The following is a 25,624-nucleotide window of genomic DNA, read 5'->3' as shown; positions in this document are numbered from 1 at the left end:
AGCCACGTTATGCGTCCCCCTCACCCTAACCCTCTCCCCGGGGGGAGAGGGGATTCTGCTCAGTCGATCTCCAGTTCCGTCCGCACGATCTCGGTCAGCGTCACGCCGAGCCGCTGGTCCTCGACGATCACCACCTCGCCGCGCGCGACCAGACGGTGGTTGACCAGCACCTCGACCGGTTCGTCCACCTTGCGCTCAAGCTCCAGCACGGCGCCGCGGCCGAGCTTCAGCAGTTGCGCCACCAGCATGCTGGTGCGGCCCAGCACGACCTGCACGTCCACCGGCACGTTGTAGATGGCGTTCATCGGCCCGTCGTACGCCTTGTCGCCGGCCTTTTCGGGGGCCTTCTCCGCCTGCTTGGGATCGTCGTCGAGGATGTCGAGGTTCAAGGGAGGCATGAGGGGTCTCGCTTCACATCGGTTGGGGCATGTCGGAGGACAGGGCCGGCGCCAGGGCGGCGACGGCGCGGTCGGTGAGGGCGGCGACGGCGGCCTCGAAAGCGGCTGGATCGCGGCTGGCGGAGCCGGCGCCCCAGTTGGCCTCCAGGGCGCCGACGGCCAGCGCCGGGTCGCCCTGGATGTCGAGGCGCCCCTGGAAGACGGCCTGCCCGGCCAGCCGCTCTTCCAGCGGGCGGCAGAGCGACGGGTGCAGGCGCAGGGTCAGAACCGGGGCCTGCCCGGCGGCGCGCAGGGCATCGACGGCCAGACGCTCCACCTCGGCGCGGGCGACCTCATCGAGCAGGCGCGGCGCCATGCGGCGGACCAGCGCCAGCAGAACGAAGGCACCTTGGGCCTCCAGCCGCTCCATCACCGCGGCGTGGTCGGCGTCGAGCGCCGCCATCCGCTGTGCCAATTGGTCGAGGGTGGCCGACAGCTCCGCCTCGATCCGGCGGGCGGCGGACAGCTCGCCGTCGCGCCGGCCCTGGGCGAGGCCCTCAGCGAGCGCGATCCGGCGGGTTTCGTCCAGCGCTGCGCGATGGTCGCGCTCGGACAGGCTCGGCAGGTCGAGCGGATCGACGGCCTGCGCCTCGTCCGGTTCCGCCACGGCGGCGGGCGCGCCGAAGCTGTGGTCGAAGCGGTAGCGCGGATAGGCGGCCATCACGCCACCTCCTCATAGAGCCAGGAGCGCAGGATATCGATGGCCTCGTCCGGGTACTGGTCAACCAGCTCGCCCAGCCGGCGGATGGAGGAGGCGCGGACCCGGCCCTCCACCGTGCGCAGCTCGATCAGCTGGTCCATCGTCTCCTCGATGCCGAGCTGCGGCGTCATCGGCGCGGCGGCCAATCCACCTGCAAGGCCGGCCGCATCGGCCTCCCCGCCGTCGCCCAGCGCCGCACCGGCGGCGGCGGTGGCTGCGGGGCCGGTCAGCTGCGGCATGGCGCCGCCGGCCGGAGCCGCCAGGGCCGGGGCCGGGGCCTCCGCCACCACCGGTTCCGGCGCCGGGAAGACGCGGCGGATCAGCGGACGCAGGCCGACCAGGATCACCAGGGCGGAGAGCACCAGCAGGATCACCCACTGGATCAGCGTCATGACGTTGCGGGTCAGCGTCTCGGCGATCTCGTCGCCCAGGGGTCGCGGCGCGAGGTCGGGGGCCAGATCGACGAATTCCAGATTGTCCACCGTCACCCGGTCGCCGCGCGCCTCGCTGAAGCCCATGGCGGAGCGGACCAGCTCGCCCAGGCGCTGAAGCTCCTCCGCCGCGCGCGGCTCGTACTGGCGGGTGCCGTCGGGGGCGGTCTTCCAGGTGCCGTTGACCAGCACGGCGACGCTGAGGCGGCGGACGTCGCCCGGCTCGATCACCGTTTCGCGGCTGACGTTGGAGATCTCGTAATTGACCGTCTCCTCCTGCCGCTTGGTGTCGTTGGAGGATTGCGGCCCCTGCGACTGGGCGCGCACGTCGCGCTGCGGCAGGTTCTGTTCGGCGGTGACCGGCGGCTCGCCGTTGCTGTCCTGGCTGCGCTCCTGCTCCTGCACGGACTGGGTGGAGCGGATCACCTGGCTGTTGGGGTCGAAGGTCTGGCTGCGCACCACCTCGCGCTTGGTCTCCACCTCGGCGGCGACCTGGACGCGGACGTTGCCGGCGCCGAGCCGGGCGGTCAGCATCTGCTCCACCGCGCGGGCGACGCGGGTTTCCGCCGCGACCCGCAGCCCGTCGGTGCGCGCCGACGCCAGCCCCGGCCCGTCATCCTCGGTCAGCAGCAGCTCGCCGGAGGAATCCATCACCGTCACGGCGCTGGGCTTCAGGTTCGGCACGGCGGCGGAGACGAGATGTCGGATCGACAGGGCCTGTTTGCGGTCCATCGACCCCCGGCCGCGCATGCGCACCACCACCGACGCGGTCGGCTTCGGCGCGCTGCGCGAGAACTCCTCGCGCTCCGGCAGAACGATGTGGACACGCGCCGCCTCGACGCCGGACAGCGTCTCGATGGTGCGGCCGAGTTCGCCCTCCATGGCGCGCAGGCGGTTGATGCGCTGCATGAAGCTGGTGATGCCGAGCGGCTTGTCGGTGTCGAACAGCTCATAGCCGACGCCGCCATGCGCGGGCAGGCCCTTCTCCGCCAGGGCCATGCGGACGCGGGAGACGTCGGCCTGCGGCACGCTGATCGTCGTGCCGTCGAAGCCGGCATTCACCGGCACGCCCATGTCCTGGACCGCCTTGGCGATGCGGCCGGCCTCCGCCGGTTCCAGCCCGCTGTAAAGCGCGGTCATGTGCGGCTGCGACAGCAGAACCGCCATGCCGGCGACGGCCAGGACGATGCCGAGGCCGGTCCCCGCCAGCACGAGCAGCCGACCGCGCCCCAACGACCGCAACGTGTCGATCAGACTGTCCACGGTTCCCCGCACCTTTAAAGTTTCTGAAAATCGGCGGGCCTAGTCTTCGCCCTGCGCACCCCGTCACGCTAACGGCGCGACTTTTAAGCGGAGTAAAAAACGCGGATGTCGCCAAAGACAAAGCCGCTAAAACTTTAAAGAATGCTCGGTTGATTAAAATTTTCGGCAATGTCCGGCGGGATGGAGCGATGATTACACGGTTCGGCATGGCGAAGACAGGGGCGGGAGCGGCACGGGACGAGGTGCTCGACCGGCTGCGCGGATCGGAACGGATCCTGGTGGTGGCCTTGCCGGTCGCCCGGCTGCTCGCCGGCATTGCGGCGCTGGGCGCGGTGGCGGCGGCCGGGCTCGGCGGCTACTGGCTGGCTGCGGGACCGCAGGCGGTCGAGCGGCTGTGGACCCGGTCGGCGGAGACGGCGCCGGCCGATGCCGTGGTCGACATGCCGGAACTGGTGGTCAATCTGCGCCGCGACACGCCGTCCCGCTTCCTGAAGATCGGCCTGTCCCTGACCGTCGCTCCCCTTGACCGGCAGGCGCTGGAACAGGCGATGCCGCAGCTGACCGACAGCCTGCAGGAGTTTCTGCGCAACCTGGACCAGGACGACCTCGAAGGGTCGGCCGGGCTGCATCGCCTGCGCAGCGAGATCAAGCGCCGCTTCAACCTGATCCTGTCCGATCCCGCCGGCCGGCGCGACGTCGTCACCGACGTTCTGCTGCGCAGCCTGCTCACGCAATAGCGACCTCCAGAGGCACCGGATGACGACCGACACCCCCAACCCGCCTTCCACATCCATGCCAGCCCCCCAGCCCGTTCCGGCCACGGAGGAGGATGCGGACTGGTCCGACGCCGCGTGGGAACTGGCCGCGGCCCAGCAGACCGCCACCCCCGCCCCGCCCCCGGCCGAGGAAGCCGCGGCGATGGCGGAGGCGCTGCGGGAGGCGCTGGCCGGCGAGACCAAGACGCTGAGCCAGGAGGAGATCGACCGGCTGCTGAATTTCGGCGCCCCGGAAGGCGGCGGGCCGGAGATGAGCGCCATCCAGCGGCTGGTCAGCTCGACCACGGTCAACAAGGACCGGCTGCCGATGCTGGACGTGGTGTTCGACCGCATGGTGCGGATGCTGAACACCTCGCTGCGCCAGTTCGCCTCGACCAACGTCGAGGCGTCGCTGTCGAAGATCGAATGGCTGCGCTACACCGACTTCCAGGACGCCATCGAGCTGCCCGCCCTGATCGGCGTCGCCCGCGCCGAGCCGTGGGACAACCAGATGCTGGTGACCATCGACAGCGCGCTGATTTATTGCATGATGGACGTGCTGCTGGGCGGGCGGCGGTCCAGGCCGGGACGGATCGACGGGCGCGCCTACACCTCCATCGAACGCAAGATGACCGAGCGGATGATGAAGGTGGTGCTCCAGGATCTGGGGCAGTCCTTCGACCCGCTGGCTCAGGTCGATTTCGTCTTCGACCGGCTGGAGGTGAACCCGCAGTTCGCCACCATCACGCGGGCCAGCAACGCCATCATCCGCGTGCGCATCGCCGTGGAGGTGGAGCGCCGCACCGGCCACATCGACATCGTCATCCCCTACGCCACGCTGGAGCCGGTCCGCGGCAAGCTGGTGCAGATGTTCATGGGCGAGAAGTTCGGCCATGACTCGGTGTGGGAAAGCCACCTGAAGAACGAGCTGATGCGCTCCAAGCTGGAACTGGTCGCCGTGCTGGCGGAGACCAAGGTCCCGCTGGGCGAGGTCCTGGCCTGGCAGAAGGGCCAGTCGCTGAAGCTGCGCATCAGCCCGGATCAGACCGTCCTGGTCTTCAGCAAGACCATCCCGCTGTTCGCCGGCCACATGGGACAGCGCAACGACAACATCGCGGTGAAGATCGACACCGATCTCGACACCAAGCAGGAGCTGATCGATGGTCTCCTTTCTCATTGACGCGGCCCTGGCGGTGATGCTGGTCACGGCGACCGCCTATCTGGTCATCGTCAACAAGCGGCTGAAGCTGCTGCGCACCGGCCAGTCCGAGATCAACGCCCTGGTGTCGACCTTCTCCAAGTCGATCGACAACACCGACGCCTCGATGAAACGCATGGTGGCCTCGGCGACGGAGATCGCCGCCCGGCTGTCCGACGATCTCGACCGCGCCCGGGGCATGAAGGAGGACATGGGGCTGATCCTGGGCTCCTGCGAGCGCACCACCGCCCGCATGGAGGAGTCGGTCCAGCATGCCCGCGCCCTGCTGCGCCGCCTGGACGAGGGTGCGATGCGCGCCACACGGAACCGGGCGCAGCCGGAAGCGGCAGAGGTCGCCGGAAGCGTGGCCAAGGACGCCGAGGCTTCACCGGCCTCGCCGCTGCTGTCGGCGCTGAAGGCGGCGGAGGTGGACAAGGGCGAGTTCCAGGCGTTGGAAACGGCGTTGCGCGCGGTGACCGGCCAGCCTGTCGAAGCACCGGCCCCAGCCCCGGCCCCGGCTTCCGGGTCCGGCGGCCCGGCGAAAGCGGCGGCCAGCGCCTTCTATGCGCGGCTGCGCACCGTCGGGTCGGAGGCGTCGGCATGATCCCGCGGATTCTCCCCATCACCCTGGTCGCCGTGCTGATGGTGCTGCCGCTGAAGCTCGGCGCCCTGGTCGACGGCTTCCCGGTCATCGCCCAGCAGTTCGACCGCGAGTTCGGCGCCCATGAACGGCCCTGGGCAACCGACCTGAAGGCGAACGACGGCAAGGCCACGGCGGAGGCGGCGCCCGCCCCGGCGCCGGCTCCCCTGCCGGTCTCCACCCCCGTGGCCGAGGTCCCGCCGCCGGTGGCGCTGGCGCCGCCCAACTGCACCGATCCGCTGCTGCGCGCCGCCATCGACGAGCAGAAGGCCGATACGTCCGGCCGGCAGAACCGCCTGCGCGAGGCCGAGGCGGTACTCGCCGCGACCGAGGCGCGGGTCGGCACGCAGATCCAGCGGCTGAACGGGGTGAAGCGCGAGGTCGAGGCGCTGATGAGCCAGCGCTCCACCCTGGCGCAGGAGGATCTGAAGCGGATGGTGGCGATCTACGAGGCGATGAAGCCACGCGACGCCGCCCGCATCCTGACGGACATGGAAACGGATATGGTCGTCGATGTGCTGGACCGCATTTCCGAACGGCGCGCCGCGCCGATCCTGGCTGAGATGGCCGACGCCAAGGCGCGCGAGGTGACGCGGCTGATCCTGCAACGCCGCGCCCTGCCCGGCGACCGCAAGGCCGCTCCGGCGGTCGTCGGGGCAGCAGTCCCCGTCACCGCCATGCCGCGCCCCACCCTGACCAATTGAGCGCCATGACCAGCATGCCCGATGCCGTCGCGGCACCGCCCCGCCCTGCTCCGACGTCTGCCCCTGCCCAGCGCGGCGGTTCGGCCGGCGATGACGCCCGCGACGAGGATTTCGCCAGTCTGGTGGACGAGGCCGCCGACGAGGAGCCTGACGACGCGGCCCGCCCCGACCGCTTGCGCAAACGCAAGGACCCGCGGCCGGACGATCCCGTCGCCGCGCAGGGCGCAATCGTCCAGGCGGTGGTGCAGGCGGTCGTCCAAACTGGCGGCACCGACGCGCCGCTGATGCCGTGGATGGTGGCCGCGACGCCGCCGCCGGACGGGGTCGGCGCCGTCCCATCGGTTCCGGCTGCGGCAGTCCCCGAAGCAGGATCGGGCTCCGCCGCGCCCAAGGCTGGACAAGACGCCGGCATCGGCAAGCCCCCTGCCGGGCAGGCCGCGGCGCCCGCATCGACGACCCCGCCGGCAGCCATTCCGCAGCCGAGGCCGGAACCGTCCGCACCGGCTGGGCCGGGCGGGAAGAGCGGAACGGAGCCGACGGCGCCGGCCGACACGGCGGCACAAGGCAGCGCCGGGCAGACGGCGGAGGCTCCGGCGCCGCTCCAGGCCGGACAGGCCACCCTGCCGGCCGCGACCGCAGAGGCAACGCCCTCCCCGGACGGACGAGAGAGCCGGCGCGACGAAAGCACCGATCCCCGCACCGCCGTGCGTGGCGTGCGCGGCGGTCGTCAGAATAATGCTGCCGGCAATGCCGTCCAGCCGGCCACAGCCTCCGCGTCCCCCCGACACGGCCAGCCGGCACCCGATGCCGCTCCGGCCCCCGCCGGCCGGGACGCCGCCCCACCCTTCGCCACACCCCCGGCGACCGGCGGCGGCGAGGCGGCGGCAACGGGGTTCGAGACGGTGCCGCCCCTGCCAGCCCAGGCGGCGACGCATTATGCCGCCGCCGCCGCGTCCGGCCGAGCCGCCACCGCGCACAGCCCGGCGATGGCGCAGCTGGCCGCCCCGCTGGTTCGCGTGGCGGAGTCCGGTGGCGGCGAGTTCCACATCGACCTCGCCCCGGCGGAGCTTGGCCGCATCCGCGTCGTCGCCGACGTCAGCGACTGCAAGGTTTCGCTGACCGTCCAGGCCGAACAGGCCGACACGCTGGCCCTGCTGCGGCGCGACCTGACGCAGCTGGAACGCGCGCTCGGCGATGCCGGCCTGTCGCTCGACAGCTCCAGCCTTCAGTTCTCGTTGCAGGGCGACGGCCAGTCGCGCGGCTTCGCCGCTCCCGACCGCGGCGGCAGCTCCGGCGGCTGGCGCGTGCAGGCCGAGGCTGTTCCCGAACCCGTTGCCGACCGACCGCTGCGCCCGATCGACGGGCTGGTCGACGTCACCGTCTGAACAGGAAAGACCGTCCCGCCATGACCACCACGCCAAGCACCGCCCCGACGACGGCCGCCACCAAGACGGCCGCCACGGAAGAGCCCAAGAAGGCCACCGTCGATTACGAATCCTTCCTGAAGCTGCTGACCGCGCAGCTGCGCAACCAGGACCCGCTGGCGCCGATGGACGCCACCCAGTTCATGACCCAGCTGGCGCAGCTGTCGACGGTGGAGCAGTCGATGCGCTCCAACGACACGCTGGGCAAGGTGCTGGACACGCTGAAGAGCAGCGGCATGCGCATGGACATGGCCCTGCTCGGCCGCAAGGTGGAGGTGGCGTCCGACCAGCTGTCGCTGACCGGCGGCAAGGCGGAGGCCGCCTACACCGTCGACGGCACGCCGGCTTCCGTGAAGCTGGAGGTGCTGAACAGCGCCGGCAGCGTCGTCTACAGCACGCCCGGCGCGCCGAAGGCCGGCCGGCAGGTCTTCGACTGGACCGGCAGGACCGCCAGCGGCGGCACCGCGCCCGACGGGGTCTATACGCTGCGGGTGACGGCGAAGGACAAGGACGGCAAGGCGCTGACCAGCGCCACCGTCGTCAGCGACACGGTCGCCGAGGTGCGCAACGTCGACGGCGCCAGCAAGTTCGTGCTGAAGAGCGGCGCCACGGTGGATTCGAGCGCGGTGCTGTCGGCGTCGTGACGGCATGCGTCCTCTCCCCGACGGGAGAGGACGCCCTCACAGCCGCGTGTTGTCCTGGCGCAGCAGGCGGTCGATCAGCACCGCACGAATGGGCTGGCCGCTTTCCCGGACGAAGGAGCCGTTGGCGCCGGCCAGCAGCGCGGTGGCGACGCCCTGCGGGTCGACCGCCGGGCCGTTGAAGCGGCCATGACCGGCAAGGTCGAACAGGGCCTCCAGCATCGCGCTGCGGGCATGCGGCAGGCGGCGGCGGACCAGCAGCGCATCGTCGGCGCTGCCGGCTTCCAGCGTCACCTGGGTCAGGATGAAGGCGACGGTCCGCCCGCGCTCCAGCATCGGCACGACCAGCTGGCCGGCCTCCACGTAGTAGGGGCCGCCGGCGACGGTTTCGGCGGGAGCGGCGGGGGTGGGGCCGGCGCCCTGCGGGGCCTCGAACCGGCCGAAGCCGTAGCCGCCGGCGAAGGCGAGCGCCGCGGCCACGGCGAACAGCAGGACGGCTTTCATGGCACGGGCTCCCGAACAGGCCGGATCATCAGAAAGGCAGAATCACGTCCAGCACCTGCTGGCCGTAGCGCGGCTGCTGCACGTCGGTGATCTGGCCGCGGCCGCCATAGGTGATGCGCGCCTCGGCGATCTTGTCGTATTCGATGGTGTTGGCGTTGCTGATGTCCTCGGGGCGGATGACGCCGGCGATGCGCATCTCGCGCAGTTCATAGTTCACCCGCACCTCCTGCCGGCCGGCGATGACGAAGTTGCCGTTGGGCAGCACCTGGGTCACCACGGCGGCGACGCGCATGGCGATGCGCTCGTTGCGCTGGATGGTGCCGTTGCCGCTCGAGGTGCTGGAACTGTCAAGATCGACCAGGCTGGACGGATCGACCGCATCGGGCAGGATGGCGGGAAGGCGGCTTTCCAGCCCGAAGAAGTTGGGCAGGCCGGCCTTCTCGTTGTTGGTGCGCCCGCGCTGGGTGCTGTTGCGCAGCTGCGCCTGGTCGGAGATGTCGATGACGACGGTCAGAAGGTCGCCCACCGCCTTGGCGCGGGGATCGCGGAAGAAATCGCGCGACCCGGTGCGCCACAGCGAGCTTGGAATCTGCTCGGCCATCGACGGCTGCGGCATCGGCAGCGAGATGACGCGGGCTTCCGGCTGCATCGCCGGGTTGGAGATCTCCGACAGGGAAGGAGCGCTGCCGATGTCGGCCAGCCGCGCACAGCCGCCGGCGCCAAGCGACAGCAGCAGGATGGGGACGAACGCGGTGCGCATGACGGAAGCTCCCTTGAGAGGATTCAGGGCTTTGCGGCTTGCGGAATCCGCGGGCCGCTGACCGAGACGGTCTCGGCCCCGGTGACGGTGCCGGTGACGACGGTGCTGCTGGCGATGTTCATGACGCGGACGCTGTCGCCGACGCCGCCCTCCTGCAACGCCCGCCCGCGGGCGGCCAGCAGCAGCGCGCCGTCCTCGTAGACCAGCGTCACCGGCCGGTTGCGTTGGACGACGATGGGGGCGCCGACCGAGCCGACCTGGACCAGCCGCCCGGCGGAGAGCTGCCGGCGCGGCGACTGGCCGACCAGCGCGTCGGCGGTGGCGATGAAGCCGGCCCCGGCACGGTCCAGCGACAGGCGGACGGTGGTTAGGTCCGACGCCTCGATCACCTCGCCCGGCCGGATGCGGCGGACCGGCACCGGCATCGTCACCTCCACGTCGGCCCGGCCGCTCAGCTCGACCGCGTGGCCGTTGCTGAGGATGCGGGCCTGGAAGATGCCGGTGCGGGGGTCGAGGGCGATGTCGCGCACGGCATCCACCGGCCCGTCGAAGGGGCGGCCGAGTGTCAGCGCCACCTGCGCGTCCGGCGGCACCGAGGGGCCGAGGGAGGCCATAAGCTCCTCCGCCAGCCGCGTCTCGACAGGACCGGCAGCAGCCGGAAGGGGAAGCGCCAGCATGGTCCCGAGCAGGAGAACGGAGAGCCGCCGGCGGAGGGGGTGCTGCACAATCGTCACCGCATGTTGGTCATGGTGGAGGCCATCTGGTCGCCGGCCTCGATCACCTTGGCGTTCATCTCATAGGCGCGCTGGGCGGAGATCAGCTCGGTGATCTCCTGCACGACGTTGACGTTGGAGGATTCCAGGTATTTCTGGCGGATGGTGCCGAAACCGGCTTGGCCCGCCAGCCCCTCCTGCGGTTCGCCCGAGGCGGGGGTGGCGCGGAACAGATTGTCGCCCAGCGCCTCCAGCCCGCTGTCGTTGACGAACACCGTCATCGCCAACTGGCCCTGGTTGACCGGCTGGGCCTTGCCGTCGACATAGGCCAGCACCTCGCCGGAGCGGTTGATCACCACCTCGCGCGTGCCCTGCGGCACGGTGATGCCGGGGGCGACGGCAAAGCCGTCGGCGGTGACGATGCTGCCCTCCGGCGACAACTTGAAGCTGCCGGCGCGGGTGTAGACGGTCTCGCCGCCAGGCTGCGTCACGTTGAAATAGCCGCGCCCCTCGATCGCCAGATCCAGTTCGTTGCCGGTGGAGGTCAGGTTGCCGGTGGTGTTGATGCGGTTGACCGAGGTCGGCCGCACGCCCAGCCCCACCTCGACGCCGGTCGGCACGATGGTGCCGCTGTCCGTGGACTGGCTGCCCTGGCGCTTTTCCGCCTGGTACATAAGATCCTGGAATTCGGCGCGCGAGCGCTTGAAGGCGGTGGTGTTGATGTTGGCGATGTTGTTCGAGATGACCTCGACGTTCATCTGCTGGGCCATCATCCCGGTGGACGCGATGCTGAGCACGCGCATGGACGGACTCTCCCTGTGGGGATTTTAAGAGGATTTGCCGAGGCGGTTGATGGCGGAGCGCAGCAGGTCCTGCCCGTCATCCACCATCTTGGTCACCGCCTGATAGTCGCGGGTCAGGTCCATCATGCGGCCGATCTCGACGATGCCCTGCACATTGGACCGCTCGACCTTGCCCTCCACCAGCCGGGTGTCGGGGGCGGGGCGCGCCTCCATGCCGTCGGCCGGTTCGAACAGCAGGTCGCCGGTCTGTTTCAGCGCCTGCGGGTTGTCGAAGCGCGAGACGGCGATGCGGGAGACCACGGCGCCGTCGGCCGACAGCAGCCCGTCGGAGCCGATGGTGATCCTGGACGCATCGGACGGGATCACGATGGGCCGGCGGCCGTCGTCGAGCACGGCATATCCGTTGGGGCCGACCAGCGTGCCGTCGGCATCGCGGCGCAGCCGGCCGTCGCGGGTGTAGCGCACGCCGTCCGGCGTCTGCACCGACAGAAAACCGTCGCCGTCGAGCGCCACGTCATAGGGGTTGTCGGTCTCGGTGAAGGCGCCGGCCCGCAGGTCGGTGTAGGTGGAACGGTCGATGGTGAAGGCGATGCGGTCGGTCGGCTTGCGCCCGCCGGCCTCCATCGCCGCTTCGAACAGGGTGCGTTCGCCACGGAAACCGACGGTATTCATGTTGGCGACGTTGTTGGCGACGACGTCCAGCTGCCGCCGCAGCGCCATCTGGCGCGACAGTCCGATGTAAAGCTGGTTCTCCATCGCCGAACACTCCGGTTTTGAACTCCGCCTTAATCTGGACGAGGCAGTTTAAAGCCGGGTTTCAACCTGAGCCGGTTCGGCCGATGCCTTGCCTGTCCTGGTTCGGGTTTGGCGATTATTTCGATAAAATGCGAGACGACTGTGATGAAACGGCGCCCGGATACCGCATTGACGCTTGGTTCGACGCTGGTTCTCGCCCTGCTGGCGGCGCCGGGGCCGGCACAGGCCGCCGTCCGGGCGCAGCTGGGCGACCATGGCGACTATTCGCGGCTGGTGCTGTCGGTGCCGAAGGGCGTGGAGCCGGTGGCGGTGGTCGACGGCTGCGTCCTGCGCATCGGCGTGCCCGATCCCCTGCGCTGGCCGCTGGCGAGCCTGCGCGACAGCTTCTCCCGCCGGCTGTCGGACTTCGTCACGGCGGATGGAGGGCGCAGCCTGACCGCGACGGTGCCCTGCGGGGCGCGGGTGGCGAGCTTCATGGAGCGGCGTACCCTGATCGTCGATGTCGGCGGGCCTCCGGTTCCGGGGGTGAAACCGGAGACGCCGGGAGATGGGGCGGTGGAGGGGACGCCGGATGCGGTGGTCGCGATTACGCCGCCGGAGGTTGGCGCTATTGGTGTCGCCGAGGTCGTTGAAGCGCTGAACCCTATCGGCACGGCGAATGCTGCGCCTGTCACTCTCGCACCCCCGGAGCAATCCCCTCTCCCCCCCGGGGAGAGGGTTAGGGTGAGGGGGGAGCGCGGCGAGGATTCTCGGGAAAGGCACGAAGTGCATCCCCCTCACCCCGACCCTCTCCCCGGGGGGGAGAGGGAGACGAAGGGGGAGAGGGAGAACCCGCCCCTCCCCGTCGTTGCCAGCCTGGAAGGCGAAGTCCGCGACAACATCCAGCAGACCCTGCGCCAGTTGGAGCGCATGCCGGAACGCCCGGCAAAACCCGTCCCGCAAACCGCCGAGCCGCCCAAGCCGCCGGCCCCGCCGCCCATCGGGGCGATGGATCTCGCCGGCTGGGCCGGGGACGATTTCAACCGCACGCGCGAAGCGCTGCAAGCCGCGCTCGACACGGCGCAGGCCCGCGCACGGGTCGAGGCGCAGATCGCCGTGGTCCGCTTCCTGCTCGCCCGCGCCATGGACGAGGAGGGGCGCGCGGCGCTGGAGACGGCGGCCAGCCTGTCACCGGCACCCGACCAGCGCTATGCCTTGCGCATCCTGGGCGACGCCTTCCGCGCGCTCGACCGCGAGGACGGGCCCGACGACAACCTGTTCGTCCAGCTGCCGGCCGGCGCCATGCCCGACCACCATGTCTGGCGCAGCGTCGCGCTGGCGCCGACCCGCTGGGCGGCGGCGAAGGAGGGGCTGCCCATCGCGCTCCGCCGGCTGCTCGACTATCCGGCCGACCTGCGCAGCCGGCTGCTGACCACGCTCGCCACCGCCGCGGACGAGGCGGGAGACAGCGCGGCGCTGAACCTGATCGTGCTGGAGATGATCACCGTCGATTCGAAGGGCATGGCCGACGGCCGGCTGGATTATTTCCGCGGCCGCTTGGCAGAGTTGAAGGCGACGCCCGACGCGGCTCTCGAACGGTATGACGCCGCAGCGGGCCTGCGTCGCGGCCCCTTCGCCCGCCGGGCCGAGGTGCGCGCCATCGAACTGCGCCGCAGCCTGGGGCGGTTGGACGAGGATGGCGCCATCAAGGCGCTGGAAGCCTTGCGCTTCGCCTGGCGCGGCGACGACATCGAAACGGATGCTCTGGCGGCGCTCGGCGGTGCCTATGCCCGCAGCGGCAGGACCGAAGCGGCGCTCGACATCTTCGGCCTGTTGGGGCGGCGTTTCGGCGCCTCCACGCGCGGGCGCGACGCGCTGGCGGCCGGGCGCACTTTGCTGGCCGCCGTGCTCGACCGGCTGGAGCAATCCCCGCCCGGCGGGCTCTATGCACTGGCCTTGCAGGCACGCCATGGACGGCTGGTGACGCTGGTCGACGGCTCGGATGGCGGGTTGCGCCTGCGCCTCGCCACCTTGCTGCTGCGCGACGGCTATGGGCTGGAGGCCACCCGCATCCTGCATGCGCTGACGGAAGGTGCCACCGGCCCGCGCCGGGCGGAGCTTGGCGCCACCCTGGCCCGCGCCCTGATCGACGGTGGGCGCGAGGGGGAGGCGCTGGATGTTCTGGCCCGCACCGGCGGGTCGGCGTTGGAGCCGGTCCTGGCCGAACGCCGCGCCCTGCTGCGCGCCGACGCGCTGCTGGGCGACGGCGACACCGTGCGGGCGCTCGACGCGCTGCGCGGCCTGGGCGGGGCGGAGGCGGCGCGGCTGCGGGCGGAGGGGCTGTTCGCGGCCGGCGAATGGCGGGCGGCGCGGACCGCCTTCGCCGAACTGGCCGCCACCGGGGCGGAACCGACGGCCGACGATCTGGCCTTGCAGGGGTTGTCGGCCTATCTGGCCGGCGACGCCGAGGGCCTGCGCGGCTTTGGCCCGGCCCAGCGCGCGCGTCTGGCCGGCACCCGCTGGGCCGGGCTGCTCGATGCGCTCGCCCCGCCGCCCGCCGACGGGCCGCTGCGCGCGGAGTCGGTGGAGCGCGACCTTGCCGCGGCGACCGCGCTCGACCGGCTGGCGCGCGGGTGGCGGAAGTCCCCCTGACCTTTGGGCCCCGATCCGTAAAGCCACTTTAAACGGCGGGCTGTAGCGTCGGCGGACCGTTGCCCCCAATCGCGATGGCTCTTGCACATCCGGAGAAGAAGACATGCGCTTGATGTTCGGGTTGATCGCGGTGTTTGCCAGCGTGCTCGGCGGGTTCTACGCGATGGGCGGGCGGATGGCGGTGCTGTGGCAGCCGGTGGAGATCGTCATCATCATCGGCGCCGGCATCGGCGGCTTCGCCATCGCCAACAGCCCGGCGGTGCTGCGCGACACGCTGCGCGCTGTCGGCACCATCGCCCGCGGGCGGACCACCCCCAAGAACGACTATCTCGACATGATCGCGCTGGTCTACGGGCTGCTGCGCGTCGCCAAGTCCAAGGGCATGTCGCAGATCGAGACCGACATCGACAAGCCCGCCGACAGCCCGTTGTTCACCCAGTATCCCAATGTCCTGCGCTATGACCGCTGCATCACCTTCCTGTGCGATTACCTGCGCCTGATCGCACTCGGCCAGGACAACCCGCACGACCTGGAATCGCTGATGGCGGAAGAGCTGGACACGCTGGGCCGCGAGCTGAACCAGGTGCCGAAGGCGTTGCAGAACCTTGCCGACGCGCTGCCGGCGCTGGGCATCGTCGCCGCGGTGCTGGGCGTCATCAACGCCATGGGCGCCATCAGCGAGGCGCCGGAGGTGCTGGGCCGGATGATCGGCGGGGCGCTGACCGGCACCTTCCTCGGCGTGCTACTGTCCTACGGCATGGTCGGCCCCATCGCCAGCGCCGCCCGCCAGCGCCGCGAATCGGAACTGAACATGTATTTCTGCATCAAGGCGGCGCTGTGCGCCTACCTGCGCGGCAGCCCGCCGCAGGTCTGCGCCGAATATGCCCGCAAGGTGCTGTACACCGACATCCAGCCCAGCCTTGCCGAGGTGGAGGTCGCCACCGCGCTGTCGTCGCAGGCCAAGGCCCGCGACGCCCGCCAGCCGGCGTGACCGGCCATGCCGCGCAAGACCGCCCTCCCCCCGATCATCGTCAAGCGCCATCTCGGCGGCCATGAGGAAGAGGAGCACAACGGAACCTGGAAGCTGGCCTACGCCGACTTCGTGACGGCGATGATGACCTTCTTCCTGGTGATGTGGCTGATGAACATCACCACCACCGAACAGCGCAAGGGCATTGCCGACTACTTCAACCCAGTCGCGGTGTCGCAAAGCAATTCCGGCGCCGACGGCATGCTGGCCGGTCGTTCGGTCGACAAGACCGGGTCGCTGACCACCCCGAACGCCGCCGGCGATCAGGCGAGCCCGGTCGCCTCCCCGCCCGTCGTCGCCTCGGTCGGCGACAGCGACCGCCAGCCGGCCGGCCGCAGGGATCCGATGCCCCATCCGCCGGGCGGCACGGTTCCGCCGGTGGACCTGCTTCGCCCCGCGACGGAAAGCGCGCCCGCAGCCGGACCGCCCGCTCCCACTGTCCAGGCCACCCGTGCGGAGCTGGAGGCGCTGCTCGACCGCCAATCCTCCGAATTGACGGAGAAGGTGGCGCTGGAGTCGCTGGAACGGGATCTCCGCCAGCGCATCGCGGCGTCGCCGGACCTCAGCGCCCTGCAAGGCAGTCTGGTGATCCAGCAGGTGCCGGAGGGGCTGCGCGTCCAGCTGACCGATCAGGCCCGCTTCTCGATGTTCAAGGTCGGCTCGGCCCAGATGAACGACCAGGGGCGGCGGCTGATGCGGATGGTGGCGTCGGCGCTCGGCTCGGTGCCGAACCCCATCGGCATCACCGGCCACACGGATGCGCTGGGCTATGCGCCGGATGCAAAGTACGGCAACTGGGAACTGTCGAGCGACCGCGCCAACGCCGCCCGCCGCGAACTGCTGGCCAGCGGCATTCCGGGCGGGCGCATCGTCCGGGTGGAGGGGCGTGCCGATCTGGACCATTTCGGCGCCAGCGATCCGCTGGATCCCAGCAACCGGCGGATCAGCATCACGTTGCTGCGGCGGCCGGCGAGGCAATAGACGGGAGCAATCAAGGCGGGAAACAATCAAAAGAAAAAGCCTTACGCATTTTAACAAAACCATCCGCTTTTTCCTTTAAAGCCCCTTTAAAACCCCTTCGCTACCGTTAACCCCGCCAGTCATCCGCGGAGAATCCCGGAACGCACACCTTCCCTTCCGTTCGTCGTCACTGCGACGGCCCGTTCGACGGTTGACCAGAGGATTCCAAGGATGAGCCTTTACAGCGCCATGCGGTCCGGTGTCAGCGGGATGTCCGCGCAAAGCTCGCGCCTTGCCGCCATTTCGGACAACATCAGCAATTCGCAGACGGTCGGCTACAAGCGGGCGACTGTGGATTTCTCCACCCTGGTCACCTCGCCCGGCAGCCGCAGCACCTACACGGCAAGCGGCGTGCAGTCCGCCACGCATTATCAGATGCAGCAGGACGGCACGATCCTCGGGACCAGCTCGACCACCGACATGGCGATCAGCGGCAACGGCTTCTTCGTCGTCGGCAACAGGGCCTCGGGCACGCCACAATATTCGCTGACCCGCGCCGGCAGCTTCCTGCCCGACGAGGCCGGCTTCCTGCGCAACAATGCCGGCCAGTATCTGGAAGCCTGGAAGCTGAACCCGGACGGCACCATGCCGAACGTCAGCAGCTCCCGCTTCGACGACCTCCAGTCGGTGAATGTCGGCAATCTCGTCTATGGCGGCAGCAAAACGACGCAGATGGATTTCTCCGGCAACCTGCCGGCCCAGGCCATCACCGGCGACAGCTTCACCAGCAGCCCGACCTTCTATGATGGACTGGGCAACCCGCTCGACCTGTCGATGACCTGGACCAAGGCCGCCGGCCCCAACCAGTGGACGCTGACCGCCACCGGCCCGGCCGGCTACACCGTCGCCGGCGCGCCGGTGACGCTGACCTTCGCCGCGACCGGCCCCTATGCCGGCAAGCCGGTGGACGGCGCCGGCCTGCCGCTCGACCCGATGCCGGGGCTCACCGTCACCTCGCCGGCCACGCCGACCGCCGACAGCTTCACCATGTCGCTCGGCAACCTCACTCAGCTGAACGGCGACTACGTGCCGACCGTCACCGGCGACGGCGCCAAGGTCGGTCAGGTCACCTCGGTCAACATCGACGACAGCGGCAAGCTGTGGGTGATGTACGACAACGGCGCCCGTCAGGCGCTGTACCAGATCCCGATCGCCACCGTCACCAACCCCGACGGTCTGGTCGCCCAGGACGGTAACACCTACACGCTGGGGGCGGACACCGGAACCCTGACGCTGGGGGCGGGCAAGCAGGGCGGTGCCGGCAGCGTCGTCGGCAGCGCGCTGGAACAGTCGAACGTCGACATCGCGACCGAGCTGGTGTCGCTGATCGAGACGCAGCGCGCCTACTCGTCCAGCGCCACCCTGGTGCGCACCGCCGACGAGATGGTCGAAGAAACCACGCGCCTGAAGCGCTGAGCCCAGTTCCGACGGAGTCCCGGCCATGAGCGTCCAACTCGCCCTCACGTCCGCCCTGTCCGGCCTGCGCACGACGCAGCAGCAGGCGGCGATGGTGTCCCACAACCTCGCCAACGCCACCACCGCCGGCTATGTGCGCCGCGACCTCGACCTGTCGGCGGTCACCACCGCGGGCCGGGGCGCCCCCAATGGCGCTGGGGTGCGGGTGGATGCCGTCGCCCGCAAGGTGGACGAGTTGCTGATCCGCGACGCGCGGTTCGAGACCAGCCGCTACAGCGGGCAGGAGGCGCGCGCGTCGGCGCTGGCCGACTATGCGCTGGTGCTGGGGCAGCCACAGGACGAGAAGTCGGTCTCGACCCAGCTGTCGAAGCTGCAGCAGGCCTTCTCCCGCCTGCACGACATGCCCAACGACGACGCGGCGCGGAACGCCGTGGTGTCGCAGGCGACGGCTCTGGCCGGCGGGCTGAACCGTGTCGCCGAGGCGGCGCAGACGGTGCAGGACGACGCCAGGGGCCGGCTCCAGACCTCCGTCGATACGGTGAACACCTCGCTCCAGCGCATCAGCGACCTGAACGGCAAGATCGCGACGCTGGAGACGCGCGGCGGCGATGCCGGCGACCTGCGCGACCAGCGCGACCGCCTGCTCGATCAGGTCTCGCAGGAGATCGGCATCCGCACCTACAGCCGCGAGGACGGCCAGGTGGTGGTAATGACCCGCAACGGCCAGACCCTGCTTGACCACCCGCTGGCCCCGGGCGAGCAGCCGCTGACCCTGCTGGGGGACGAGGTGATGGCGAACGGCGTCGCCCTGTCGGCCAACCCGGACAGCGAAATCCAGAGCGGCCGCATCATGGGCTATGTCCAGACCGTCAAGCAGGACATGCCCCGCGCCATGGCGCAGCTGGACGAGCTGGCCGCCGGCCTCGTCCAGGCCTTTCAGGGGGCGGAGGCCGACCCGACCCAGCCCGGCCTGTTCACCGATGCCGGCGCCGCCTATGGCGCCACCGCCGGGCTGGCCTCGCGCATCGCCGTCAACGACGCGGTGCGGACGGAAAGCTGGCGGGTGCAGAGCGGCGTGCAGGCGGCGGCCCCGCTCCAGCCGGGCGACCAGACGCAGATCGAGACCTTCCAGGCCGTCTTCACCGGCACCCGCAGCTTCGCCGCCACCGACATGCCCGCCAACGCGACGCTCGGCAGCTACGCCACCGCCATGGTGTCGGCCCAGCAGGGCTACCGCACCGGTGCCGAGTCGGAGATGAACGCGCGCAAGATCAGCGCCGACACGCTGGAGACCGCGCGCATCAACCGCGACGGCGTCAACATCGACGACGAGATGCAGAAGCTGCTGCTGATCGAGCAGAGCTATGGCGCCAGCGCCCAGGTGGTGCAGGTGGCCGGCCGCATGATCGACATCCTGTTGCAGATCAAGGGGTAAGCCGATGCTGTACAATGCCCTGTCCACGCTGGGGATGAGCCGGTCGCTGCAAAGCACCATGACCCGGCAGCAGATGGAGCTGACCCGCGCCAACGAGGAGGTGTCGACCGGCGTCCATGCCGACGTCGCCGCGACCATCGGCGCCGGCACCGGCCGCGACATCGCCCTGCGCAACCTGTTCGACCGCACCGACGAGTATGTGAAGACCACCGACCTGCTCGACGGCCGGATGAAGACGATGGACAGCGCGATGACCAGCATCCTCGCGTCGGGCACCGACCTGCTGGCCGCCGCCTCGACCGGGCTGGGGCAGCAGTCGCCGACCGGGACGTCTCTGCAAATCCGCGCGCGCGGCGTGCTGGATCAGGTGGTCGGGCTGCTGAACGCCTCGTCCGGCAACAGCTATCTCTTCGCCGGCACCGCGCTGGACCAGCCGCCGATGCGCAACGTCGACGGCGACAAGTCGGGCCTGCGCTCGCCGATGCAGATCGTCCAGGACGCCATCCAGTCGGCCACCGGCGGCACCGCCATGCCGAAGACGGCGGCGGAGACCGCGGCGGTCGTCGCCCGGCTCGACGATCTGTTCGCCGTGCGCGACCCGGCGACCCCGGCCCCCGCCCCGCTGACCGACAGCTTCGAAGGCGGCCTCTACACCGGCACCACGGCGATGCAGCCCGGCGGCACCGCCTCGCCGCGCGTCAGCGGCCAGCCGGCGGAGTCCACCGCCATCGCCTATGGCGTGCAGGCCAACGACCCGATGATGCGGCAGATGCTGGAAGGCATCTACATGCTGGCGGCGGTCGACACCTCGCAGATGGATGTCGACGCCTATCCCGACTACATCAGGACCGCGGTCGACAAGCTGTCCGGCGGCCTCGGCAAACTGCGGGAGGCGACGGCCCAGCTCGGCATCCAGCGCGCCCAGGTCGCGACGCTGGCCGAGCAGCACAAGACGCAGAAGTCGATCCTCAGCCTGCAGATCGACAATCTGGAAGGCGTCGATCCCTACGAGGCCAGCACGCGGATCAGCCAGCTGGAGGCGCAGATCGACGCCACCTCCAGCGCGACCGCGCGCATCGCCAAGCTGCACCTGACCAACTACCTCTAGGCCGCATCGACATGAGCCCCGGCATCCAGCTCCCCCTATCGTACCGGCTCCGGCCCGCCTTGCGCCGCGTCCTGGTGCTGGCCGGCGGGCTGCTGCTGGCGTTCGGCATGCTGTCGGCCGTGCCCGCGGCGGCGCAGACGCGGGTGAAGGATCTGGTCACCTTCGACGGGGTCCGCCGCAACCAGCTGGTCGGCTACGGCCTTGTCGTCGGGCTGAACGGCACCGGCGACCGGCTGATCAACACCCCCTTCACCGAACAGAGCCTGAAGGGGATGATGGAGCGGCTGGGCATCAACACCCGCGGCGAGACCCTGCGCACCCGCAACGCCGCGGCGGTTATGGTGACCGCCAGCCTGCCGCCCTTCCCACGCCAGGGCACGACGGTCGACGTGACGGTCTCGGCGCTCGGCGACGCCACCAGCCTGCTGGGCGGCACGCTGGTGGTGACGCCGCTGCTGGGCGCCGACGGCGAGGCCTATGCCGTGGCCCAGGGGCCGCTGTCGGTCAGCGGCTACAGCGCCGGCGGGGCGGCGGCGACGGTGACCAAGGGGGTGCCGACCACCGCCCGCATCGCCAACGGCGCCACGGTGGAGCGCGAGCTGAAATTCGCGCTGAACGATGTCGGCGTGGTGCGGATGGCGCTGCGCAACCCCGACTTCACCACGGCGATCCGCATCGCCGACGCGGTGAACGGCCGGCTCGGCACCGGCAACGCCCGTGTGGTCGACCTGACCACCGTCGATGTGCGGATCACCGGATCCTATGTCGGCAACGTCTCCCGCCTGATCGGCGAGATCGAACAGCTGGCGGTCCGCCCCGACGCCATCGCCCGCGTGGTGGTGGACGAGCGCAGCGGCACCATCGTCATCGGCGACGATGTGCGGGTCAGCCGCGTCGCCATCACCCAGGGCAACCTGACCGTCCGCGTGGTAGAGACGCCGCAGGTGTCGCAGCCGCAGCCCTTCAGCAACGGCTCCACCGTCGTTGTGCCGCGCACCGACGTGCAGGTGCAGGAAGGCAATGGCCGCCAGTTCGTGACCGTCGGCGGCAATGTCAGCCTGCAACAGCTGGTCAACGGGCTGAACGCGCTGGGGGTGGGGCCGCGCGACATGGTCGCCATCCTCCAGGCCATCAAGGCCGCCGGTGCCCTGCACGCCGACCTGGAAATCATCTGACCCCAAAAGACCAGGATGGAGAGACGACGATGGACATCGCCGCAACGACCCTCCGCAGCCCTGCGACGCCCACGCCGGCAACCGCGAGGCCGGCCTTCCCCAACCCGGAAGCGGCCGACAAGGTCGCCAAGGAATTCGAGGCGATGCTGGTCGGCCAGCTGATGGAAAGCATGTTCGCGGGCATGCGCGAAAGCCCGCTGTTCGGCGGCGGCGGCCCGGCGGAAAAGCCGTGGCGCAGCATGATGTTGCAGGAATACGGCAAGGCCATTGCCGAATCCGGCACGCTCGGCATCGGCAGGATGACGCATGACGAGATCGCTCGCCTCTACGCCTCCCAAGCGGAGCAGCGGTCATGAGCGTCACCCTCAAGGACCTGATCCACGAATTTGCCCCCGACCGCCGGCCCGAACAGGCCGAGACCGAGGGATCGGCCGCTCCCGATCCCGGCTATGACGGCGCCACCGCCCTGCTGGTGCGTAACTTCCTCGATGCGGTGGAAGCGCTGTCCGCCGTGCTGGAGGAGGAATCCGCCTGCATCGCCGCTGGCATGCTCGACCGGCTGGAGGTCTTCGCCCACCGCAAGGCGGCGATGGCCGAACAGCTGGAGGGCGCCGTCCTGCGCGCCCGCGACGAAGGCATCCGCCTGCCCGACGATCTGCGCACGATGACGCTGGAGCGCATCGACCGGCTGGAGCGGGCGGTGTCGGTCAACGCCTCCGGCCTCGTCGCCCTGCGCAAGGCGGTGCTGACCATCAACCGCAACCTGCTGACCGCGCTGGAGAAGGCGTCGAGCGACGGCACCTATGCCCGCGACGGACAGGCGCGCCGGCCGGTGGAACTGTCGGCCTCCGGCCTGAACGCCACGCTGTGATTCCTGTCAGCATCTGATCGACTTTAGCGGCCCTTCACGCTGGACAGCTCGCCGGCCTGTTCCAGCTTGATGATGCTGGCGACCAGCGCGCGCTGGAAGCCGCGGGCATCGGAGGGCAAGGACACCCCGGTGCCGGTCGGCCAGAATTCGACGAAGGCGAGGCTGCCCTCCTCCCCCGCACCCGGCCATTCGAAGGCGACGCCCAGCCCGATCTCCTTCGTCGTCCGCCGATGGTCGGTGACGAGGATTTGCGCTTCCCAATGCATGCCGCCGGCGCCCTTGTCGGCCCGCTGCTGGCTCCAGTTCCGCAGGTAGTCACGGAAGGTCTCCGACTGGCGGTCGAGCCGCACATAGCTCGACCGGTCGGTCACCGTCTGCGCCAGCTTCGTGGTGTAACGCGCCTGGGCGAGCGCCCGCGTGACATCAGCGCAAAGCTCCTCGATCTGGGCGAAGCTACGCCGCACCGTATCGGCAAGCGCCGCCGCCAGGGCGGGACCGGTCAGCGCCGCCGCGGCGTGGTCCTTGCGATACATGTCGAAGAGATCGTCCGAATCGCCCATCGCCACCCCCACGCCACCGCCATCTGACGGTCCAGTCCACCGAATTCACCAAAAACAAATTAATAGCCGGTGAAGCGACACGAAAACGCCCCGGTTCATTCGAACCAGGGCGTTTTTCTAAGGTATGTGAAGATGCAAGCATGTGCGCTTTTGGATTGAAGCGTCTCCTGTGCCTGAGCGACCTGGCGGCGACCTACTCTCCCACGTCTTAAGACGCAGTACCATTGGCGCGGAGGCTTTTCACGGCCGAGTTCGGGATGGGATCGGGTGTTTGACACCTCGCCATGACCACCAGGTCACCGAGGCACAAGACCGACGCTGTTACCGAAAGCGCTGTATGCTTGTTCAGTGCAAGTGAGGAGGATGTATCGAACGGCTGTGCGCTGGTCAAGCACTGCTTTGGAGCAGGCTTGCTGCTGCGCATGGCGCGGTTTGTGGTGTCGAGATCAAGCCGATCGAGCGATTAGTAAGGCTTAGCTTCAGGCATTGCTGCCGGTCCACATGCCTCCTATCGACGTGATGGTCTGTCACGGCTCTCAAGGGAGCTCTGGTTTAGAGGTGGGTTTCCCGCTTAGATGCTTTCAGCGGTTATCCCGTCCATACTTAGCTACCCGGCCATGCCACTGGCGTGACAACCGGTGCACCAGAGGTATGTCCATCCCGGTCCTCTCGTACTAGGGACAAATCCTCGCAAAACTCCGACACCCACGGCAGATAGGGACCGAACTGTCTCACGACGTTCTAAACCCAGCTCACGTACCACTTTAATCGGCGAACAGCCGAACCCTTGGGACCTGCTCCAGCCCCAGGATGTGATGAGCCGACATCGAGGTGCCAAACGACTCCGTCGATATGGACTCTTGGGAGTCATCAGCCTGTTATCCCCGGCGTACCTTTTATCCGTTGAGCGATGGCCCGTCCACGTGGAGCCACCGGATCACTATGGCCGACTTTCGTCTCTGCTCGACTTGTCAGTCTTGCAGTCAGGCGGGCTTATGCCATTGCACTCGTCGAGCGATTTCCGACCGCTCTGAGCCCACCATCGCGCGCCTCCGTTACACTTTGGGAGGCGACCGCCCCAGTCAAACTACCCGCCATGCAGGGTCCCGGACCCGGATCACGGGCCACGGTTAGATGCCAGAGACTTCAAGGGTGGTATTTCAAGGTTGGCTCCACACGAGCTGGCGCCCATGTTTCCAAGCCTCCCACCTATCCTACACATGAAGTCCCTAGCACCACTGCAAAGCTGTAGTAAAGGTGCACGGGGTCTTTCCGTCTGACCGCGGGAACTCCGCATCTTCACGGAGAGTTCAATTTCGCTGAGTTGGTGTTGGAGACAGCGGGGAAGTCGTTACGCCATTCGTGCAGGTCGGAACTTACCCGACAAGGAATTTCGCTACCTTAGGACCGTTATAGTTACGGCCGCCGTTTACCGGGGCTTCAATTCAGAGCTTGCACTCCTCCTCTTAACCTTCCGGCACCGGGCAGGCGTCAGACCCTATACGTCGCCTTGTGTGGCTTCGCAGAGCCCTGTGTTTTTAGTAAACAGTCGCTACCCCCTGGTCTGTGCCCCCCGCCTGCGCTTGCGCACAAACGGGGCCCTCTTCTTCCGAAGTTACGAGGGCAATTTGCCGAGTTCCTTCAACACCATTCTCTCAAGCGCCTGGGTATACTCTACCAGTCCACCTGTGTCGGTTTGGGGTACGGTCTATAAGGCGGGGCTATTTCCTGGAACCGGTCCACAGCACGATCAATCCGATAAGATCGTACACGCTTTCCAATCCGTCACCTCCGCCAGGCCCACGAATATTAACGTGGTTCCCATCGACTACGCCTTTCGGCCTCGCCTTAGGGGCCGGCTCACCCTGCGTGGATTAACCTTGCGCAGGAACCCTTGGACTTTCGGCGACAGTGTTTCTCACACTGTTTGTCGCTACTCATGTCAGCATTCTCACTTCCGATACCTCCAGGCGGCCTCACGGACACCCTTCGCAGGCTTACGGAACGCTCCGCTACCACGTGATCATAAGATCACATCCGCAGCTTCGGTACACGGCTTGAGCCCCGATACATTTTCGGCGCAGGCCGGCTTAACTAGACCAGTGAGCTATTACGCTTTCTTTAAAGGATGGCTGCTTCTAAGCCAACCTCCTGGTTGTCATGGCCTTCCCACATCCTTTCCCACTTAGCCGTGATTTGGGGACCTTAGCTGGCGGTCTGGGCTGTTTCCCTCTCGACGATGGACCTTAGCACCCACCGTCTGTCTGCCGGACTGCACTCTGCGGTATTCGGAGTTTGGTTAGGTTTGGTAAGGCTCGCGCCCCCCTAGCCCATCCAGTGCTCTACCCCCGCAGGTGATATCCGACGCGCTACCTAAATAGCTTTCGCGGAGAACCAGCTATTTCCTGATTTGATTGGCCTTTCACCCCTAGCCACAGGTCATCTCCGACTTTTTCAACAGGCGTGAGTTCGGTCCTCCAGTGCGTGTTACCGCACCTTCAACCTGCCCATGGCTAGATCATCAGGTTTCGGGTCTAAAGCATGCAACTCGGTCGCCCTATTCAGACTCGCTTTCGCTGCGCCTCCACCTACCGGCTTAAGCTCGCTGCATACTCTAAGTCGCTGACCCATTATACAAAAGGTACGCCG

24 protein-coding genes and 2 rRNA genes (1 of these 26 only partly in view) are annotated in these 25,624 nt (G+C 68.8%); 15 read left to right on the top strand and 11 right to left on the bottom strand.

Annotated features, from left to right (window positions below; translation table 11 throughout):
- Window positions 1-59 precede the first annotated feature (59 nt).
- The 3 genes from fliN to fliF are packed head-to-tail and all read right to left on the bottom strand — an operon-like array spanning window position 60 to window position 2,831.
- Window positions 60-398 carry a flagellar motor switch protein FliN gene (gene fliN / locus ABNQ39_RS30465; RefSeq protein ID WP_098735505.1) on the bottom strand — a complete coding sequence of 113 codons (339 nt, stop codon included), beginning with the start codon at window positions 396-398 and terminating at the stop codon, window positions 60-62.
- Between the two features lie 13 nt (window positions 399-411).
- On the bottom strand, window positions 412-1,098 hold the full coding sequence (locus ABNQ39_RS30460; RefSeq protein WP_376965271.1) for a flagellar assembly protein FliH: 687 nt from the start codon (window positions 1,096-1,098) through the stop codon (window positions 412-414).
- The gene (fliF, locus tag ABNQ39_RS30455) at window positions 1,098-2,831 is read right to left on the bottom strand and encodes a flagellar basal-body MS-ring/collar protein FliF (protein WP_376965269.1); all 1,734 of its coding nucleotides are present in this window, start codon (window positions 2,829-2,831) and stop codon (window positions 1,098-1,100) included. Before fliF ends, ABNQ39_RS30460 begins: the two co-directional genes overlap by 1 nt.
- A gap of 188 nt (window positions 2,832-3,019) precedes the next feature.
- On the opposite strand from fliF, the gene ABNQ39_RS30450 reads away from it, so the two are divergent.
- From ABNQ39_RS30450 to ABNQ39_RS30425, 6 genes are read left to right on the top strand one after another with little or no spacing between them, the layout of a single operon-like run.
- Window positions 3,020-3,568 carry a flagellar basal body-associated FliL family protein gene (locus tag ABNQ39_RS30450; protein WP_376965267.1) on the top strand — a complete coding sequence of 183 codons (549 nt, stop codon included), beginning with the start codon at window positions 3,020-3,022 and terminating at the stop codon, window positions 3,566-3,568.
- 19 nt (window positions 3,569-3,587) lie between these two features.
- Window positions 3,588-4,766, top strand: a complete 1,179-nt coding sequence (fliM, locus tag ABNQ39_RS30445; protein WP_376965265.1) for a flagellar motor switch protein FliM — start codon at window positions 3,588-3,590, stop codon at window positions 4,764-4,766.
- Window positions 4,747-5,388: a DUF6468 domain-containing protein gene (locus ABNQ39_RS30440; protein ID WP_376965263.1), complete on the top strand. Its 642-nt coding sequence runs from the start codon at window positions 4,747-4,749 to the stop codon at window positions 5,386-5,388. The genes fliM and ABNQ39_RS30440 overlap by 20 nt, the downstream gene beginning before the upstream one ends.
- Complete coding sequence (locus ABNQ39_RS30435; protein WP_376965261.1) at window positions 5,385-6,128, top strand: MotE family protein; 744 nt, start codon at window positions 5,385-5,387, stop codon at window positions 6,126-6,128. Before ABNQ39_RS30440 ends, ABNQ39_RS30435 begins: the two co-directional genes overlap by 4 nt.
- A gap of 5 nt (window positions 6,129-6,133) precedes the next feature.
- Window positions 6,134-7,513, top strand: coding sequence for a flagellar hook-length control protein FliK (locus ABNQ39_RS30430; protein ID WP_376965259.1), 1,380 nt, complete (start codon window positions 6,134-6,136; stop codon window positions 7,511-7,513).
- Between the two features lie 20 nt (window positions 7,514-7,533).
- Entirely contained in the window at window positions 7,534-8,196 is a 663-nt protein-coding gene (locus ABNQ39_RS30425; RefSeq protein ID WP_376965257.1) for a flagellar hook assembly protein FlgD, read from the top strand.
- 36 nt (window positions 8,197-8,232) lie between these two features.
- On the opposite strand, the gene ABNQ39_RS30420 is transcribed toward ABNQ39_RS30425, so the two are convergent.
- The 5 genes from ABNQ39_RS30420 to flgF are packed head-to-tail and all read right to left on the bottom strand — an operon-like array spanning window position 8,233 to window position 11,729.
- The gene (locus ABNQ39_RS30420; RefSeq protein ID WP_376965255.1) at window positions 8,233-8,697 is read right to left on the bottom strand and encodes a hypothetical protein; all 465 of its coding nucleotides are present in this window, start codon (window positions 8,695-8,697) and stop codon (window positions 8,233-8,235) included.
- Window positions 8,698-8,725: 28 nt separating this feature from the next.
- Window positions 8,726-9,457 carry a flagellar basal body L-ring protein FlgH gene (gene flgH / locus ABNQ39_RS30415; RefSeq protein WP_376965253.1) on the bottom strand — a complete coding sequence of 244 codons (732 nt, stop codon included), beginning with the start codon at window positions 9,455-9,457 and terminating at the stop codon, window positions 8,726-8,728.
- A gap of 23 nt (window positions 9,458-9,480) precedes the next feature.
- Window positions 9,481-10,182, bottom strand: coding sequence for a flagellar basal body P-ring formation chaperone FlgA (flgA, locus tag ABNQ39_RS30410; RefSeq protein ID WP_376965251.1), 702 nt, complete (start codon window positions 10,180-10,182; stop codon window positions 9,481-9,483).
- A gap of 5 nt (window positions 10,183-10,187) precedes the next feature.
- Complete coding sequence (gene flgG / locus ABNQ39_RS30405) at window positions 10,188-10,973, bottom strand: flagellar basal-body rod protein FlgG (protein ID WP_376965249.1); 786 nt, start codon at window positions 10,971-10,973, stop codon at window positions 10,188-10,190.
- 24 nt (window positions 10,974-10,997) lie between these two features.
- On the bottom strand, window positions 10,998-11,729 hold the full coding sequence (gene flgF, locus ABNQ39_RS30400; RefSeq protein ID WP_376965247.1) for a flagellar basal-body rod protein FlgF: 732 nt from the start codon (window positions 11,727-11,729) through the stop codon (window positions 10,998-11,000).
- Window positions 11,730-11,873: 144 nt separating this feature from the next.
- On the opposite strand from flgF, the gene ABNQ39_RS30395 reads away from it, so the two are divergent.
- The 9 genes from ABNQ39_RS30395 (at window position 11,874) to ABNQ39_RS30355 (ending at window position 22,415) form a co-directional block, all read left to right on the top strand.
- A complete protein-coding gene (locus tag ABNQ39_RS30395; protein ID WP_376965245.1) occupies window positions 11,874-14,360 on the top strand; it encodes a hypothetical protein in 2,487 nt (828 codons plus the stop codon).
- A gap of 103 nt (window positions 14,361-14,463) precedes the next feature.
- The gene (motA, locus tag ABNQ39_RS30390; RefSeq protein ID WP_098735491.1) at window positions 14,464-15,351 is read left to right on the top strand and encodes a flagellar motor stator protein MotA; all 888 of its coding nucleotides are present in this window, start codon (window positions 14,464-14,466) and stop codon (window positions 15,349-15,351) included.
- Window positions 15,352-15,357: 6 nt separating this feature from the next.
- A complete protein-coding gene (locus ABNQ39_RS30385) occupies window positions 15,358-16,371 on the top strand; it encodes a flagellar motor protein MotB (RefSeq protein WP_376965243.1) in 1,014 nt (337 codons plus the stop codon).
- A 210-nt stretch (window positions 16,372-16,581) separates the two neighbouring features.
- Entirely contained in the window at window positions 16,582-17,826 is a 1,245-nt protein-coding gene (locus ABNQ39_RS30380) for a flagellar hook protein FlgE (protein WP_376965241.1), read from the top strand.
- 25 nt (window positions 17,827-17,851) lie between these two features.
- Window positions 17,852-19,261: a flagellar hook-associated protein FlgK gene (flgK, locus tag ABNQ39_RS30375; RefSeq protein ID WP_376965239.1), complete on the top strand. Its 1,410-nt coding sequence runs from the start codon at window positions 17,852-17,854 to the stop codon at window positions 19,259-19,261.
- 4 nt (window positions 19,262-19,265) lie between these two features.
- Entirely contained in the window at window positions 19,266-20,369 is a 1,104-nt protein-coding gene (locus tag ABNQ39_RS30370) for a flagellin (RefSeq protein WP_376965237.1), read from the top strand.
- Window positions 20,370-20,380: 11 nt separating this feature from the next.
- Window positions 20,381-21,544 carry a flagellar basal body P-ring protein FlgI gene (locus ABNQ39_RS30365; protein ID WP_376965235.1) on the top strand — a complete coding sequence of 388 codons (1,164 nt, stop codon included), beginning with the start codon at window positions 20,381-20,383 and terminating at the stop codon, window positions 21,542-21,544.
- A gap of 29 nt (window positions 21,545-21,573) precedes the next feature.
- Window positions 21,574-21,900, top strand: coding sequence for a rod-binding protein (locus tag ABNQ39_RS30360; protein WP_376965233.1), 327 nt, complete (start codon window positions 21,574-21,576; stop codon window positions 21,898-21,900).
- Window positions 21,897-22,415: a flagellar protein FlgN gene (locus ABNQ39_RS30355; protein WP_376965231.1), complete on the top strand. Its 519-nt coding sequence runs from the start codon at window positions 21,897-21,899 to the stop codon at window positions 22,413-22,415. The genes ABNQ39_RS30360 and ABNQ39_RS30355 overlap by 4 nt, the downstream gene beginning before the upstream one ends.
- A 23-nt stretch (window positions 22,416-22,438) precedes the next feature.
- On the opposite strand, the gene ABNQ39_RS30350 is transcribed toward ABNQ39_RS30355, so the two are convergent.
- From ABNQ39_RS30350 to ABNQ39_RS30340, 3 genes are all read right to left on the bottom strand, one after another.
- Window positions 22,439-22,975 carry a hypothetical protein gene (locus ABNQ39_RS30350; RefSeq protein ID WP_376965229.1) on the bottom strand — a complete coding sequence of 179 codons (537 nt, stop codon included), beginning with the start codon at window positions 22,973-22,975 and terminating at the stop codon, window positions 22,439-22,441.
- Between the two features lie 180 nt (window positions 22,976-23,155).
- A 5S ribosomal RNA gene (rrf, locus tag ABNQ39_RS30345) occupies window positions 23,156-23,271 on the bottom strand.
- A gap of 146 nt (window positions 23,272-23,417) precedes the next feature.
- A 23S ribosomal RNA gene (locus tag ABNQ39_RS30340) occupies window positions 23,418-25,624 on the bottom strand; it runs 539 nt beyond the window's last position.

It is taken from the genome of Azospirillum sp. A26, assembly GCF_042604635.1.
Classification (GTDB): domain Bacteria; phylum Pseudomonadota; class Alphaproteobacteria; order Azospirillales; family Azospirillaceae; genus Azospirillum; species Azospirillum palustre.
This window is presented reverse-complemented; position numbering and strand designations above follow the sequence as displayed.

Coding starts and splice junctions, on each gene's coding strand:
- ABNQ39_RS30365 (WP_376965235.1), top strand. CDS start 20,381: ATGAGCCCCGGCATCCAGCTCCCCCTATCGTACCGGCTCCGGCCCGCC.
- ABNQ39_RS30355 (WP_376965231.1), top strand. CDS start 21,897: ATGAGCGTCACCCTCAAGGACCTGATCCACGAATTTGCCCCCGACCGC.
- ABNQ39_RS30425 (WP_376965257.1), top strand. CDS start 7,534: ATGACCACCACGCCAAGCACCGCCCCGACGACGGCCGCCACCAAGACG.
- ABNQ39_RS30385 (WP_376965243.1), top strand. CDS start 15,358: ATGCCGCGCAAGACCGCCCTCCCCCCGATCATCGTCAAGCGCCATCTC.
- ABNQ39_RS30350 (WP_376965229.1), bottom strand. CDS start 22,975: ATGGGCGATTCGGACGATCTCTTCGACATGTATCGCAAGGACCACGCC.
- flgH (WP_376965253.1), bottom strand. CDS start 9,457: ATGCGCACCGCGTTCGTCCCCATCCTGCTGCTGTCGCTTGGCGCCGGC.
- flgF (WP_376965247.1), bottom strand. CDS start 11,729: ATGGAGAACCAGCTTTACATCGGACTGTCGCGCCAGATGGCGCTGCGG.
- ABNQ39_RS30460 (WP_376965271.1), bottom strand. CDS start 1,098: ATGGCCGCCTATCCGCGCTACCGCTTCGACCACAGCTTCGGCGCGCCC.
- ABNQ39_RS30360 (WP_376965233.1), top strand. CDS start 21,574: ATGGACATCGCCGCAACGACCCTCCGCAGCCCTGCGACGCCCACGCCG.
- ABNQ39_RS30380 (WP_376965241.1), top strand. CDS start 16,582: ATGAGCCTTTACAGCGCCATGCGGTCCGGTGTCAGCGGGATGTCCGCG.
- fliM (WP_376965265.1), top strand. CDS start 3,588: ATGACGACCGACACCCCCAACCCGCCTTCCACATCCATGCCAGCCCCC.
- ABNQ39_RS30435 (WP_376965261.1), top strand. CDS start 5,385: ATGATCCCGCGGATTCTCCCCATCACCCTGGTCGCCGTGCTGATGGTG.
- flgG (WP_376965249.1), bottom strand. CDS start 10,973: ATGCGCGTGCTCAGCATCGCGTCCACCGGGATGATGGCCCAGCAGATG.
- motA (WP_098735491.1), top strand. CDS start 14,464: ATGCGCTTGATGTTCGGGTTGATCGCGGTGTTTGCCAGCGTGCTCGGC.
- ABNQ39_RS30395 (WP_376965245.1), top strand. CDS start 11,874: ATGAAACGGCGCCCGGATACCGCATTGACGCTTGGTTCGACGCTGGTT.
- ABNQ39_RS30430 (WP_376965259.1), top strand. CDS start 6,134: ATGACCAGCATGCCCGATGCCGTCGCGGCACCGCCCCGCCCTGCTCCG.
- fliN (WP_098735505.1), bottom strand. CDS start 398: ATGCCTCCCTTGAACCTCGACATCCTCGACGACGATCCCAAGCAGGCG.
- ABNQ39_RS30450 (WP_376965267.1), top strand. CDS start 3,020: ATGATTACACGGTTCGGCATGGCGAAGACAGGGGCGGGAGCGGCACGG.
- ABNQ39_RS30420 (WP_376965255.1), bottom strand. CDS start 8,697: ATGAAAGCCGTCCTGCTGTTCGCCGTGGCCGCGGCGCTCGCCTTCGCC.
- ABNQ39_RS30370 (WP_376965237.1), top strand. CDS start 19,266: ATGCTGTACAATGCCCTGTCCACGCTGGGGATGAGCCGGTCGCTGCAA.
- ABNQ39_RS30440 (WP_376965263.1), top strand. CDS start 4,747: ATGGTCTCCTTTCTCATTGACGCGGCCCTGGCGGTGATGCTGGTCACG.
- flgK (WP_376965239.1), top strand. CDS start 17,852: ATGAGCGTCCAACTCGCCCTCACGTCCGCCCTGTCCGGCCTGCGCACG.